Genomic DNA, 12,509 nt, shown 5'->3' on the forward strand with positions numbered 1-12,509 from the left:
TGGGTCCGACGACGTGGACCGGCAGTCCGGCCGCGCGCGCGTCGGCGGCGGTTCCGGGGCCGATGCAGGCCACGAGGGTGCGGGGGTCGAGCGGGGTCATCCGGCGGGCGATCTCGCGGGCGACGCTGCCGCTCGTCACGAGCACCGCGTCGGGCACCGCGTCGAGGGTGATCGGCTCGTCGCCGGTCCCCACGGTACGGTACGCGACCACGTCGTCCACGTCGATGCCGCGGGCCCGCAGTCCGTCGACGAGGGTCGGCGCGGCGATCTCGGACCGCGGGAAGAGCACGGCGCCGTCGGTGTCCGGCAGGGCCCCGACGAGGGCAGCGGCCGAGGCCTGCTCCGGCACGAGGTCGACGACCCAGCCCGCAGCACGCGCGGCACGGGCGGTCGGCTCGCCGACCACCGCAACGCGGACACCGGACGGGAGGCCCGCCACGCGTTCTGCGAGCACCGTCACGGCGGTCGCACTGGTCACCACCACCCACGCGTACCCGGCCAAGCGGGCGACGGCACGGTCGAGGGGGCCGTCGTCGAGCGGCGGCTCGGTCGCGATGAGCGGGACGATCCGCGGGTCGAGGCCGCGCTGCCGAGCCGCCGCCGCGACGCGCTCGCCCCACGCGCCACCCCGGGGGATGACGACGACGGGAGCGGGCGTGTCCGTGACGGGCTCTACTTCACCGAGTCGGCGAGGTCCGCCAGGTCGCCGGCACCGTTCTCGAGCAGCTCGGCGGCCACGCGGCCGCCGACCTCGAGTGCTTCGGCAAGGCGGTCCTGCGCGGATCCCTCGAGCACGGCCGCGTGCGACGCCGTGCGGTACTCGGCGCCGTCCGGGCTGTAGACGGTGGCGGAGACGAGCAGGAGCTCGGCGTCCACGACCGCGGTCGCGCCGATCGGGGCGGAGCAGCCGGCCTCGAGCTTCGCCAGGACCTCGCGCTCGGCCGACACCGTCAGGCGGGTCGGGGCGTGCTCGATCTTGCGCAGGGCGGCGAGCAGGTTCGTGTCGGTTTCACCGGCACGGGTCTCGATCGCCAGCGCGCCCTGTCCCGGAGCGCTCGGCCAGAAGCCGAGGTCGAGCAGTTCGGTGGCGGCCGACAGCCGGTCGATGCGGGTGAGCCCGGCGGCGGCGAGCACGACGGCGTCGAGGTCGTCGTCCACCCGGCCCAGGCGGGTGTCGATGTTGCCGCGGATGTCGATGACGTCCAGGTCGGGGCGCTTCGCCTTGAGCTGCGCGACGCGACGCGGTGAACCGGTGCCGACCTTCGCACCCTCGGGCAGGCTCTCGACGGTCGCGCCGTTCCGCGCGACGAGGACGTCGCGGGCATCGGCACGCTTCGGCACGGCAGCGATCGTCAGGCCCGGGTACGGCGCGGTAGGCAGGTCCTTGAGCGAGTGCACCAGGACGTCGACCTCGCCGGCGACCAGGGCCTCGCGCAGGGCGCTGGCGAACACACCGGTGCCGCCCAGCGACGCGAGCGATGCGCGGTTCGTGTCGCCCTCGCTCGTGACCGTGACGAGCTCGACCGGACGACCGGCCGCCGCTGCCAGGCGGTCGGCGACGTCCTGCGACTGCGCGACCGCGAGCCGGCTGGCGCGGGTGCCCAGCCGGATCGGGGTCGGAGCGTCGGTCACGGGGCGACGCCGGCGGCCGCGGGCTTGAAGCCGGCGCGGACGTTCTCGCAGCAGCCCGGGCGGCAGACGTCGTACCAGGGACCGATGTCGGTCAGGTGCGGACGCTCACTGGTCGGGGTGCCGTTGACGCGCTCGAGCACCAGGTCGACGAGTCCGGAGACGTAGGCCGGGTCGACACCGGGGGTCTGCGTGCGGACCGACCAGAAGCCGAGCTCCTGCGCGGTCTCGGTGGCTTCCTCGTCGAGGTCCCACATGACCTCCATGTGGTCGCTCACGAAGCCGAGCGGGACGATGAGCACGGCGCGGGTCGAGCCGCCCTTGAGCTCCTCGTTCATGTAGTCGTTGATGTCGGGCTCGAGCCACGGCTGCGTCGGGGGGCCGGAGCGCGACTGGTACACGAGCTTCCACGCGGGCTTGGACGTGCCCTGCAGGTGTGCGTGCTCGGGCTGCTCGAGCAGCTCCGCCCACGCCTGGTCGAGGACGACCTGCGCGACGGCGAGGTGCTGGGCCTCGTAGGCGCCGTGCTCGTCGAAGCCGCGGTAGTCCGGGCCGGACTTCGCGGCGTCGGTCGACGGGATCGAGTGGGTCGAGAACAGCACGTGCAGCTCGGTCGCGACGTCGAGCTGAGCATTCTCGGCGATGGCCTTCGCCATGCCGTCACGGACGCCGTCGACGAACGGGCGGACGAAGCCGGGGTGGTCGAAGAACTGCCGGATCTTGTCGATCTCGATGGTGCCGAGCAGACCGGTCTCGTCGAGCACGCGCGCGTAGTCCTCGCGGTACTGGCGGCAGCTCGAGAACGACGAGTAGGCGCTCGTGGCGATCGCGATGAGCTTGTTGTAGCCCTTGTCGGCGGCCTCGGTGAAGGCCTGCTCGAGGTAGGGCTCCCAGTTGCGGTTGCCCCAGAGCACCGGCATGTCGATGCCGCGCGATGCCAGCTCGGCCTCGAGTGCCGCCTTCAGTGCGCGGTTCTGCGCGTTGATCGGGCTCACGCCGCCGAAGTGGCGGTAGTGGTGCGCCACCTCCTCGAGACGCTCGTCCGGGATCCCGCGGCCGCGGGTGACGTTGCGCAGGAAGGGGATGACGTCGTCCTGGCCCTCGGGGCCACCGAAGCCGGCGAGCAGGATCGCGTCGTACGCGGTCGGGACCTCGACGTGCTCCGGACCGGAAGCGGCCGCCGGGGTGGCGGCGAGGACGGGCTGACCGTTCGTGATCAGGCTGGTGTCGGTCATGACAGCACCTCCGGGAGTTCGGCGGTCGTCACGCGACGACCCGTGAAGAAGGGGACCTCTTCGCGCACGTGCAGACGGGCCTCGGTGGCACGCAGGTCGCGCATGAGGTCGACGAGGTCGACGAGCTCGGGGCTCTCGAGCGGCAGGATCCACTCGTAGTCGCTCAGGGCGAAGGTGGCGATGGTGTTCGTGAGGACACGGCGGTACTTGGCGCCGGCGATCCCGTGGTCGCGCAGCATCTTCGAGCGCTCGTCCTCGGGCAACAGGTACCACTCGAAGGAGCGGACGAAGGGGTACACCGTGATCCACGCCTCGGGGTCCTTGCCGCGCAGGAAGGCGGGGGTGTGCCGTTTGTTGAACTCGGCTTCGCGGTGCATCGCCATGACGTGCCACACCGGCTCGGTGTCCTGGAACAGCCCGGTGCGGCGGATCTCGCGCAGCACGGCCTGGATGACCTGCGCGTCGTCGCCGTGCAGCCAGATCATGACGTCGGCGTCGGCACGGAAGCCGGAGACGTCGTAGAAGCCACGGACGGTCACCCCGCGCTCGGCAGCGGACGCGATGACGGCGTCGAGCTCGGCCACGGCGTCGTCACCGACGCGGTGGACCGGGCCGAGCGGCCTGCGGAACACGGCCCAGAGGGCGTACGCCGTCATGAGGTTGGGATCGATCCCCGTCGCGGGGTCGGTCTCGTGCGGAGAGGTGTGCGCAGTAGCAGGAGCGGGCGCGTCGGAACTCATGGATCCTTTGTCCTATCGGTTGCCAGGGTTGTGGCCGCCCCGCACCCGGTGGACCGCGCTCGGGCGGTCTACCGCCGTCGGAGCACCATCACGACGATACCCCCGACCACCGCTACTCCGGCTGCGAGCCCGGCCAGGTACGGGACCGGCTTCTCGTCGATGCCGCGCTTGACCTTCGACGCCGCGATGCCGATCTGCTTCGGCACGTTGAGCTTGTCCTCGATCGCGTCGAGGGTGTCGAACAGCTGGGCGCGGGTCGCGGCGACGCGGTCTGCGAGATCGTCGTGCGGATCGGTCACGGTTCCTCCGTCGGTGGTGCGGCTGTCGGGGCTCAGAACCGGCCGCCGACGTCCGGCTTGCGGCTGCCGTACTGGTTCGGCGGGGTGGGCTTCTTGCCCATCCCCTTCACCGCGTTGATGTCGTTCTTGACGCTGTCGATCGTGCGCTTCGGCGTGATCGGGAGGCCCTTCTGCAGGCGCTTCCAGCCGATCCACCCGAGGATGGCGGCGACGATCAGCATCACCACGGCGATCACGAGCGCTGCGAGCCAGGCCGGCATCACGGTCGCAAGGCCCATCACGGCGGCGGTCAAGAGCACGCCGATCGCGTAGAGCACGATGACGAGTGCGCCGACCAGCAGCCCCGCGGCGAGCCCGAAGATCTTGGCCTTCGTGAGCATCTCGGCCTTGAGCAGGTCGATCTCACCCTTGACCAGGCCCTTGACGAGCTTCGGGACGTCGCCCACCAGACCGAACAGCGAACGCGACTTGCGGTCGCGGGTGTCGGTCATGAGGTGGTGGTGTCCTTCTTCTGGCCGACCTTGCGGACGGCCTTCTTGGTCGTCTCACCGATGAACTCGGCGACGTCCGGGGTCTTGTCGGCGATGAAGTCCTCAGCGACGTGCACGCCCTTCTGGACGCCGTTGCTGTTCCAGACCTTGCCGCTGACGGTCTTGATCTGCTCGTACCGCGCCCGTCCGGCTCGCGATCCCAGGACGTACCCGAGTGCGGCGCCGGCGACGAACAGGAGCTTTCCGCGCATGTGCGATTCCTCCGTTGGTTCAGTGTGCGGTGGTCATGCGTCGAACGGAATACGTCCGACGGTCTCACCAACAGTAGCCCCAGGGCGCTCCGGGGTCCGCTCAGGAATCCAGGATCTGTCCAGCGGCGGTGCGGGCGGCCGCGATGATCCCGGCCAGGCCCCGACCGGTCGCGACCTCGCCGACACCGATGACGCCCGCTCCGAGGCCGGCAGCGGTCAGGTCCGGACCGTGCCAACGGACGCGCGCAGCGCCCACGACGTGCGTCGCCGTCAGGGGGACGCCGAGCAGCGTGGCCGCGTCGTGCAGCGCCCGGGTGCCGACGGGTCCGTCCGGGTCGACCGGGAGGCTCGTGGCCGCGTCGGCCGGACCGCTCGCGCCGTGCGCATCGGTCGCGACACCGGGCGTCGCGTAGCTCAGGCGCAGCACGTGGCGGCCCGCAGCCGCCTCGGCGAGCCACGGCCACTTCACCGTCGCGTGCGTCAGGGCCTTCGCCGACACGGCCTGCGCATCCGGGTGCACGAGCATCCCGGTCCCGCGGGGGGCAGCGTCGAGTTCGGGCTGGTCGACGACGAGCGTGACGAGCTCGATGCCGGTCCGGTCCGGCGCCTCGGTGCGCTCGGGATCGGGCACCGACGACAGGGTGTGCTGGGCGGGCAGGCGTTCGACCGTGCCGTCGGCGGAGACGACCTCGACCGCGTGCGCCTCGATCCGGGTCGCCCGGGTGTGCAACCGGACGTCGACGCGGTAGGTCTCCATGTCGGCGACGAGTTCGTCCACGAGCCGGACGATCCCGCCGCGGATCCCCTGCACCGGGGTACCGGCGGCAGCACGGGCCCGGAGTGCCAGGACCGCGCGGGCCAGCGAGCCCTCGCGGAGCAGTGCCGCGCGGAGGCCGGGAGCCACCCGCTCCGGGTCGAGCTGGTCCGGGTGGGTGGAGTGCACCCCGCCGGCGATCGGGACGACCAGGTCGTCGAGGACCCGTTCGCCCATGCGCCGCCGGACGAGTTCGCCCAGGGACTCCGCTTTGGCGCCGACGGGTCCGGGCAGCAGCGAGTCCATCTGTGCGCGGAGCCCGCCCTTCTGCCCGACGACGGCGAGCACGTCGGCGGCCATCGGGGTGCTCGGGATGCCGAGGAGCCCGGTCGCGGGGATCGGCGACGTCCGACCGTCACGGGTCATCAACCAGGCGCCGCGCGGGTCCGGGGCGACGACGTCGTTGCCGAGCCCGAGTTCGATCGCCAGGCGGCCGACGGCGTCGGTGCGGGTGGCGAACGAGTCCGCCGCCATGTCGAGGTCGAGGCCGCCGACCGTGTGCCGCCGGATCATGCCGCCCAGCACTCCGGACGACTCGACGAGCACGACGTCCGCGCCGCCCTTCGCCAGGTCACGAGCCGTGACGAGTCCGGCGATCCCGCCGCCGACCACGACGACGTCGGTCACGCGGCAGACCCGTCGGTCCCGTCACCGAGCGAGTGGACCAGCTCGACGACACGCGTCAGCACCGTCGGGTCGGTCTCCGGCGGCACACCGTGGCCGAGGTTCACGACGTGGGCGCGGGCGGCGCCACCGCGGCGGACGACCTCGCGCACGTGCGCTTCGAGGACCTCCCACGGGGCCGCGAGCATCGCCGGGTCGATGTTGCCCTGCACGCTGACGCCGGTGCCGACGCGGCGGACGGCCTCGTCGAGCGGGAGCCGCCAGTCGACCCCGACCGCGTCGACGCCGACCGTGTCGGTGCCGAGCGTGGTCATGTCGGCGAGGACCTCGCCGCTGCCGACGCCGAAGTGGATGCGCGGCACGCCCAGGTCGGTCACGTGGGACAGCGCCTGCGCCGAGTGCGGTGCGACGTACCGGACGTAGTCGGCGCGCGACAGGGACCCGACCCACGAGTCGAAGAGCTGTGCGGCCGAGGCCCCGGCGAGCACCTGGGCCCGGAGGAACGCCCCCGACACCCCGGCCGCCCAGGCCAGCAACCGCGACCAGGTCTCCGGCTCCGCGTGCATGAGGGTGCGTGCACGGATGTGGTCCTTCGACGGGCCGCCCTCGACCAGGTACGCGGCGAGCGTGAAGGGTGCGCCTGCGAATCCGATCAGCGGGGTGTCGCCGAGCTGCTCGACCGTGCGGGCCACCGCCTGCCGGATCGGTTCGAGGGCCGCCGGGTCCAGCGGCTCGAGGGCGTCGACGTCCGCCGCGGTGCGGATCGGTGAGCCGAGCACGGGGCCGCGACCGGGGACGATCTCGACGTCCACGCCCGCGAGCTTGATCGGCACGACGATGTCGCTGAAGAAGATGCCGGCGTCCACCCCGTGCCGGCGGACGGGCTGCAGCGTGATCTCCGACGCCATCTCGGGGTCGAGGCACGCGTCGAGCATGGCCGTGCCCACCCGGAGCTCGCGGTACTCGGGCAACGACCGACCGGCCTGCCGCATGAACCACACCGGCAGCGTCTCCGGACGGTCACCCCGCAGGGCCCGGACGAGGCGGGACCCACTCGTCCGCCCTGATGCCAGGGGGTGGGAGTCGGGGAGGGATGTGGTCGTCGCGTCGGTCACCGGATGATTGTCCCATCGAGCGCGTTACCATTGGCTACGTGCTCATCTGTCTCACGGCGTCGCATCGCAACGCCAGCTTCGACCTCTTGGAGCGACTGAGCATCGCTGCCCCGGCCGCAGCAGGCCACCTCGTCACGGATTCCGACGTCCTGGACGGCGCCGTCGTCCTCGCCACCTGCAACCGTTTCGAGGCCTACCTCGACATCGCCGGCGACGACCGCGACTCCGCCGTCGCCGCCACCGTGCAGGCCGTGGCCGCCGCGAGCGATCTGGACGCCACCGAACTGCGTGATTCGGTCAACGTGCTCGGCGGCAAGGACGTCGTGCAGCACCTGTTCGCCGTGTCGAGCGGACTCGAGTCCGTCGTCGTCGGCGAGACCGAGATCTCCGGGCAGGTCCGCCGGTCGCTGGAGGACGCCCGGAGCAACGGCACCACCACCTCGGACCTCGAGCGGCTGTTCCAAGAGGCGGCCCACACCTCGCGCGGCGTCAAGACCCGCACCCGGATCGGGGCCGCCGGTCGTTCGCTGGTGCGCCTCGGCCTGCAGCTCGCGTCGTCACGCGTCACCGACTGGGCGCACACCCGCGTGCTGCTGATCGGCACCGGGAGCTACGCGGCCACCACCATCGCGGCCCTGCGCGACCGCGGCGCCGTGCACATCCAGGTGTTCTCCCCCTCGGGCCGTGCCGCCTGGTTCGCCGCGAAGCACGACCTCGTCGCCGCACGTGACCTGCGCCACGCGATCGGCACCAGCGACGTCGTGATCACCTGCACGTCGAGCGAGGTCCCGGTCGTCGCACCGGACGACCTCGACGACGGCATCCGTCGCATCGTCATCGACCTCGGACTCCCCCGCAACGTCGACCCGGCCGCTGCCGGTGTGGACGGTGTCGAGCTGCTCGACCTCGAGACCATCAGCCTGCACGCCCCTATCTCCGAGCTGAACGCCGAGTCCGAGGCCCGCGCGATGGTCGACGACGCCGTGTCCCGCTTCCGGGCGCAGGCACTCGAGCAGTCGACCACCCCAGCCCTGGTCGCCTTCCGCAAGCACGTGTTCGACATCCTCGACGACGAGATCGACCGCGCGAAGCGCCGCGGTGACGCCGACGGCGAGTCCGCCGAGCACACCGAGCGGGCGCTCCGGCACCTGGTCGGCGTCCTGCTGCACCGCCCCTCGGTCCGGGCACGTGAGCTCGGCCGCGCCGGTCGTGGCGAGGAGTTCGTCGGGGCCATCGACGCCCTGTTCGGCGTGCGGCCCGAGCCCGAGGCGGAGCTGCCGGCGCCCGTCGTCCCGCTCGCCGATCGCACCGCCCTGGACCCGACCGTCTCGGAACGCGACGACCAGGCGGACGCGAGCTGAGCCTCCAGACAGGCTCGCAACCACCCACGCTGCGTGTCAGTGCGCTCCTGCTGATCCGTGATCGACGGGTGCTGATGGTGCGCGCGCGAGCGCGCGACGTGCTCTACCTGCCCGGCGGCAAGGCCGAGCCGCACGAGACCGACGTCGACGCCGTCATCCGTGAAGCCCACGAGGAGACCGGGTTGCGGGTCGCCGCCGAGGACGTCGACCCGTTCGGCGTCGTCCTCGAACCCGCCCACGGGCAGGCGCCCGGCACCATGGTCGCGATGACCCTGTTCCTGGTCCGACCGGGAGGCCCGTTGGACTCCGCCACGCCCGTCGCCTCGGCCGAGGTGGACGAGGTCGAGTGGGTCACCTCGGCGGACGCAGATCGCTGCCCGCCAGCGGGCGTGGAGACGCTCCGCCGCCTGGTGGCGGCGGAGCGCATCGACTAGTCGTCAGGCCTTGTCGGTGTCGGTGTACTCGCCGACCTCGCCGTTCTGGGCCGGCTCGGCCTCACCCGGGATGTCCGAGTCGACGTACTCGCCGTCGGGTCCGGTTCCGGTCGGACTTGTCTCCCCGGGGATGTCGCTCGAGACGAACTCCCCGATCGGCTCCGTCGACTCGACGTGCCCCTCGCCCGGGATCTCGCTGTCCGTGAAGGCACCTGCGCGGGTCTCGACCCCGTCCGCGCGGCCCTCGTCGCCACGTGCCTGTTCGTGCTTGCCCGTCATGTCCGACCTCCGCTGCTCGGGTTCCCTGCTCCGGAGTGTGCTCGCGGTCCCTGGACGCCGACCGAACCGCGATCTCCCGGTGGTGGTTGCCTGAGCACCATGCAACGCAGCAGCCGATCGAAGTTCCTGCTCGCCGTCACCGGGCTCGTCGCAGTCGGGGCGTTGGCGGGTTGCGCCTCGGGCGGGGAACCCTCCGCCACCGAGACGGTGACCGCACCCGCGCCGTCGCCGTCCGCGTCGTCGTCCTCGTCGGCGTCGTCGTCGTCCGCGACCCCGTCGTCCGGCGCTTCGGCATCGGCCGGTGCCGGTGCTGGGTCCTCCGGATCCGGGTCGTCGGGATCCGGGTCGGCCGCTGGCAGTCGCTGTACCGCGTCCTCGCTCGCCGCCAGCATCGAGCCGGGCAGCGGCGGTGCGGCCGGCAGCGTCATCGTGCACCTCGCCCTGCGGAACACCGGTTCGGCGACCTGCACGCTGCAGGGGTGGCCGGGCGTCTCGTTCGTCGGCGGTGGCAACGGCAGTCAGATCGGTGCCGCGGCGACGCAGGAGAAGAGCTCACCGCACCCGACCGTGACCCTGACCGCCGGGCAGACCGCCGTGGCCCCGCTCAAGATCGTCCAGGCCGGGAACTACTCGAAGGCCGACTGCTCGCCGAGGACCCCGGACGGCTTCCGCGTGTACCCGCCCGGATCCGAGCAGTCGCTGTTCGTGAAGGACACCGACTACCAGGCGTGCTCGTCCGCCGATGCGTCCGTGCTGTCCGTGCAGGCGCTCGTGCCGGAGGGTCAGGCGACGTCGTAGCGGACGGTCAGCGGGTGGTGACCACGAGTTTCCCGGAGCGAGCCCCGTCCTCCATGTCGCAGTGGGCCTGCACGATGTCCTCGAGCGGGTAGACCTTCGCGATCGGTACCGTCGTGGTCCCTGCTGCCACGGCGTCGAGGAAACCCTGCAACACCGGTGCCGGCAGGTCGCTGGCTGCACCGGAGTACGCGGTGAGTCGGACCCCGTTGGGGATCACGTCCATCGGGTAGAAGTCGGGGATGGTCCAGACATCGGAGAGCATCCCGGTGAAGGACACGGTGCCGTGGACGGCGGTGGCCCGCAACGTGTCGGGCAGGGTGTCGGTACCGATGAGCTCCACGGCACCGTCGACCCCGGCCGGCACGATCCGGCGGACCGCGTCGGCGATGCTGCCGGTGTCGATCACGACGTGGTCGGCGCCTGCGCGGTGCAGCCGCTCGGTACGGTCCGGGTTGCGGCTGGTGGCGATGACGGTCATGTTCTGCTGCTTCGCCAGGACGATGCACGCGAGCCCGACCGACGAGGTGCCGCCACGGACCAGGAGCGTGTCGCCCGGCTGCGCGTCCACACCAACCGTGAGGGAGCCGTGCGCGGTCTGCAGCATCTCGGGGACGGCACCGATCGTGGCCCAGTCGAGGGTGCTCGTGAACGGCACGACGCTGCTGGCCGGAACGAGGGTGTACTCGGCGTAGCCGCCGTCGTGGTCGCGGCCCATCCCTCCCATCAGGGCGGCGACCTGCGTTCCGACCGCGTACTCGCCGCCGGGTGCTGCCACCACGGTCCCCACCGCTTCGATCCCGGGCACCCGCGGGAAACTCCCGAAGTGCCCCATGCCCCGGCGGAAGTGCAGCTCGGATCGGTTCAGGCCGAAGGCCTCCACCCGGATCAGCACCAGGCCCGGAACGGGGATGGGTACCGGGACCTCACGCAGTCGCAGGACCTCGGGACCACCGGGCGCATCGATGACCACGGCGCGCATCGTCGCCGTCATCGCGCACCCTCCAGCGCGGCCTGCAGCCGCCCAAGGGCGGCAGTCGCGGAGGCGATCGCCTCGACGTCAGCGGCGGCGAGCACGGTGTCCAGCGCCGCCTCGAATCGCTCCTGCGCCACGGCGACGGCCTCCCGACCCCGGAGTGAGAGGGTGCTGCGCACGCTGCGGCGGTCACCCGGATCCGTCGCTCGTTCGACGAGACCGTCGGCGGCGAGTCGGTCGAGGAGACGACTGGCCGCTGCGATCGACGTGCCGACCCCGGTCGCGACGTCCTGCACACGCGCTCCCGTCGGCGCCGCGTCGACGACGCGCAGGACCTCCAAGCGGGCCAGGCTCAACACGCCCTCCCCGCGCATCCGCCGCTCCACCGTGTTCCACAGATCGGTCTCGTGCCGTACCAGGGCGGTGAAGTACGCGCGGGCACGAGATCCTCGCTCGTTCCCGGCTGTCTCGCTGCGGGAGGTCGGTTGCACGCTCATGCGGCGATCCTACCCTCGTTGCTTGCTATGTAAAGTAGTCGGCTCACGCACGCTCGCTCCGTCGACAGGACCACCATGACCACCGACACCCACACCGCCATGCAGCGATTCGTCGACTTCATCAACACCGGCGACGCGTCGATCGGCCGTCAGGTGATCTCACACGACGCGGAGTTCCTCACGCCGTTCTCGCCGGAGCCGTTTCGTGGCCTCGAGGGGTACCTGCAGATCCTGGCGATCATGCGGAGCGCGTTCTCGGACGTCCAGTGGCGCATCGAGCGGCTCGTCGTCGAGGGCGACGCCGTCGCAGCGCGGTTCGAGCTCCGGGGCACGCACGACGGCGACTTCCTCGGGACAGCCCCCACCGGGCTGCCGGTGGCCGTCCACGCGAGCAACTTCTACCGCTTCGCCGACGGCCTGATCGTCGACGAGGTCGGGCAGCCGGACTTGATGGGGCTGCTCGGTCAGATCGGGGCACTCCCGTTGTCCGTCGTCTGAACTCCACAGAACGCCGGCAGGATGGTCACCGTGGCCAGCACGATCAGGGACGAACGACCATGCACGGACGAGGTCGTGGCGCTGTACGACGCCGTCGGGTGGACCGCCTACACCGATGATCCCGCGGCCCTGACGGCTTCGATCGCCGGATCCCACTCGGTGCTGACCGCCCGCGACGCTGCCGGTCGGCTGCTCGGTCTCGTCCGCACGATCTCCGACGGGGTGACCGTCGTGTACGTGCAGGACGTGCTCGTCGTGCCGTCAGCGCATCGGCTCGGCATCGGCGGTGCGCTGCTCGATGCGGTGCTCCGTCGGTACGAGGGCATCCGGCAGACCGTCCTGCTGACCGACGCCGAACCGGGCCAGCGGGCCTTCTACGAGTCGCGCGGGTTCATCGAGGTGCACGACGTCGAGCCGCGGCCGCTGCGCTCGTTCGTGCTGCTCCGCTGAGCGGAACGACACCGCACCGAC

17 protein-coding genes are annotated in these 12,509 nt (G+C 71.7%); 5 read left to right on the forward strand and 12 right to left on the reverse strand.

Translation table 11 applies throughout. The features are described from left to right. From OGL88_RS00005 to hemE, 9 genes are all read right to left on the reverse strand, one after another. The coding region (locus tag OGL88_RS00005; protein WP_308202595.1) for a uroporphyrinogen-III synthase at positions 1–784 on the reverse strand (784 nt) is incomplete at its 3' end. After that, positions 673–1,632 carry a hydroxymethylbilane synthase gene (gene hemC, locus OGL88_RS00010; RefSeq protein ID WP_194647159.1) on the reverse strand — a complete coding sequence of 320 codons (960 nt, stop codon included), beginning with the start codon at positions 1,630–1,632 and terminating at the stop codon, positions 673–675. The genes hemC and OGL88_RS00005, both read right to left, overlap by 112 nt. After that, positions 1,629–2,864 (reverse strand): ferrochelatase, encoded by a 1,236-nt coding sequence (locus OGL88_RS00015; RefSeq protein WP_263055085.1) that lies wholly within the window; start codon positions 2,862–2,864, stop codon positions 1,629–1,631. The genes hemC and OGL88_RS00015 overlap by 4 nt, the downstream gene beginning before the upstream one ends. After that, a complete protein-coding gene (gene hemQ, locus OGL88_RS00020; protein WP_228509865.1) occupies positions 2,861–3,604 on the reverse strand; it encodes a hydrogen peroxide-dependent heme synthase in 744 nt (247 codons plus the stop codon). The genes OGL88_RS00015 and hemQ overlap by 4 nt, the downstream gene beginning before the upstream one ends. Positions 3,605–3,672: 68 nt before the next feature. Beyond that, positions 3,673–3,903 carry a DUF3618 domain-containing protein gene (locus tag OGL88_RS00025; protein ID WP_111083767.1) on the reverse strand — a complete coding sequence of 77 codons (231 nt, stop codon included), beginning with the start codon at positions 3,901–3,903 and terminating at the stop codon, positions 3,673–3,675. 32 nt (positions 3,904–3,935) lie between these two features. Next, entirely contained in the window at positions 3,936–4,394 is a 459-nt protein-coding gene (locus OGL88_RS00030; RefSeq protein WP_263055086.1) for a phage holin family protein, read from the reverse strand. Beyond that, positions 4,391–4,645 carry a hypothetical protein gene (locus OGL88_RS00035; RefSeq protein ID WP_017887727.1) on the reverse strand — a complete coding sequence of 85 codons (255 nt, stop codon included), beginning with the start codon at positions 4,643–4,645 and terminating at the stop codon, positions 4,391–4,393. Before OGL88_RS00035 ends, OGL88_RS00030 begins: the two co-directional genes overlap by 4 nt. A 100-nt stretch (positions 4,646–4,745) precedes the next feature. Continuing rightward, on the reverse strand, positions 4,746–6,086 hold the full coding sequence (locus tag OGL88_RS00040; RefSeq protein WP_308202594.1) for a protoporphyrinogen/coproporphyrinogen oxidase: 1,341 nt from the start codon (positions 6,084–6,086) through the stop codon (positions 4,746–4,748). Beyond that, on the reverse strand, positions 6,083–7,198 hold the full coding sequence (hemE, locus tag OGL88_RS00045) for a uroporphyrinogen decarboxylase (RefSeq protein WP_263055087.1): 1,116 nt from the start codon (positions 7,196–7,198) through the stop codon (positions 6,083–6,085). The genes OGL88_RS00040 and hemE overlap by 4 nt, the downstream gene beginning before the upstream one ends. A gap of 38 nt (positions 7,199–7,236) precedes the next feature. Here hemE and OGL88_RS00050 point away from each other — a divergent pair, with 38 nt between their 5' ends. Together OGL88_RS00050 and OGL88_RS00055 are read left to right on the forward strand one after the other, a co-directional pair. Further along, positions 7,237–8,559, forward strand: a complete 1,323-nt coding sequence (locus tag OGL88_RS00050) for a glutamyl-tRNA reductase (RefSeq protein WP_263089303.1) — start codon at positions 7,237–7,239, stop codon at positions 8,557–8,559. A 29-nt stretch (positions 8,560–8,588) separates the two neighbouring features. Beyond that, on the forward strand, positions 8,589–8,993 hold the full coding sequence (locus OGL88_RS00055) for an NUDIX hydrolase (protein ID WP_263055128.1): 405 nt from the start codon (positions 8,589–8,591) through the stop codon (positions 8,991–8,993). A 3-nt stretch (positions 8,994–8,996) separates the two neighbouring features. Here OGL88_RS00055 and OGL88_RS00060 read toward each other — a convergent pair whose 3' ends face one another. Next, complete coding sequence (locus OGL88_RS00060) at positions 8,997–9,272, reverse strand: hypothetical protein (protein WP_263055089.1); 276 nt, start codon at positions 9,270–9,272, stop codon at positions 8,997–8,999. Between the two features lie 99 nt (positions 9,273–9,371). Here OGL88_RS00060 and OGL88_RS00065 point away from each other — a divergent pair, with 99 nt between their 5' ends. Then, the gene (locus tag OGL88_RS00065; RefSeq protein ID WP_263089304.1) at positions 9,372–10,070 is read left to right on the forward strand and encodes a DUF4232 domain-containing protein; all 699 of its coding nucleotides are present in this window, start codon (positions 9,372–9,374) and stop codon (positions 10,068–10,070) included. A gap of 7 nt (positions 10,071–10,077) precedes the next feature. Here OGL88_RS00065 and OGL88_RS00070 read toward each other — a convergent pair whose 3' ends face one another. Together OGL88_RS00070 and OGL88_RS00075 are read right to left on the reverse strand one after the other, a co-directional pair. Then, complete coding sequence (locus tag OGL88_RS00070) at positions 10,078–11,061, reverse strand: zinc-binding alcohol dehydrogenase family protein (RefSeq protein WP_263055090.1); 984 nt, start codon at positions 11,059–11,061, stop codon at positions 10,078–10,080. After that, a complete protein-coding gene (locus OGL88_RS00075) occupies positions 11,058–11,540 on the reverse strand; it encodes a MarR family winged helix-turn-helix transcriptional regulator (RefSeq protein WP_263055091.1) in 483 nt (160 codons plus the stop codon). The genes OGL88_RS00070 and OGL88_RS00075 overlap by 4 nt, the downstream gene beginning before the upstream one ends. Positions 11,541–11,615: 75 nt before the next feature. Here OGL88_RS00075 and OGL88_RS00080 point away from each other — a divergent pair, with 75 nt between their 5' ends. Further along, a complete protein-coding gene (locus OGL88_RS00080) occupies positions 11,616–12,038 on the forward strand; it encodes an ester cyclase (protein ID WP_263055092.1) in 423 nt (140 codons plus the stop codon). A 21-nt stretch (positions 12,039–12,059) separates the two neighbouring features. Further along, on the forward strand, positions 12,060–12,488 hold the full coding sequence (locus OGL88_RS00085; RefSeq protein WP_263089305.1) for a GNAT family N-acetyltransferase: 429 nt from the start codon (positions 12,060–12,062) through the stop codon (positions 12,486–12,488). Positions 12,489–12,509 lie beyond the last annotated feature (21 nt).

Source organism: Curtobacterium sp. RIT-PI-V, from assembly GCF_025642935.1.
GTDB lineage: Bacteria > Actinomycetota > Actinomycetes > Actinomycetales > Microbacteriaceae > Curtobacterium.

What these genes read in the sequence shown, in the direction of transcription:
- OGL88_RS00080 (WP_263055092.1), top strand. Translation starts at nt 11,616, where the DNA reads ATGACCACCGACACCCACACCGCCATGCAGCGATTCGTCGACTTCATC.
- OGL88_RS00085 (WP_263089305.1), top strand. Translation starts at nt 12,060, where the DNA reads ATGGTCACCGTGGCCAGCACGATCAGGGACGAACGACCATGCACGGAC.
- OGL88_RS00035 (WP_017887727.1), bottom strand. Translation starts at nt 4,645, where the DNA reads ATGCGCGGAAAGCTCCTGTTCGTCGCCGGCGCCGCACTCGGGTACGTC.
- OGL88_RS00015 (WP_263055085.1), bottom strand. Translation starts at nt 2,864, where the DNA reads ATGACCGACACCAGCCTGATCACGAACGGTCAGCCCGTCCTCGCCGCC.
- OGL88_RS00075 (WP_263055091.1), bottom strand. Translation starts at nt 11,540, where the DNA reads ATGAGCGTGCAACCGACCTCCCGCAGCGAGACAGCCGGGAACGAGCGA.
- OGL88_RS00070 (WP_263055090.1), bottom strand. Translation starts at nt 11,061, where the DNA reads ATGACGGCGACGATGCGCGCCGTGGTCATCGATGCGCCCGGTGGTCCC.
- OGL88_RS00060 (WP_263055089.1), bottom strand. Translation starts at nt 9,272, where the DNA reads ATGACGGGCAAGCACGAACAGGCACGTGGCGACGAGGGCCGCGCGGAC.
- hemQ (WP_228509865.1), bottom strand. Translation starts at nt 3,604, where the DNA reads ATGAGTTCCGACGCGCCCGCTCCTGCTACTGCGCACACCTCTCCGCAC.
- OGL88_RS00065 (WP_263089304.1), top strand. Translation starts at nt 9,372, where the DNA reads ATGCAACGCAGCAGCCGATCGAAGTTCCTGCTCGCCGTCACCGGGCTC.
- OGL88_RS00030 (WP_263055086.1), bottom strand. Translation starts at nt 4,394, where the DNA reads ATGACCGACACCCGCGACCGCAAGTCGCGTTCGCTGTTCGGTCTGGTG.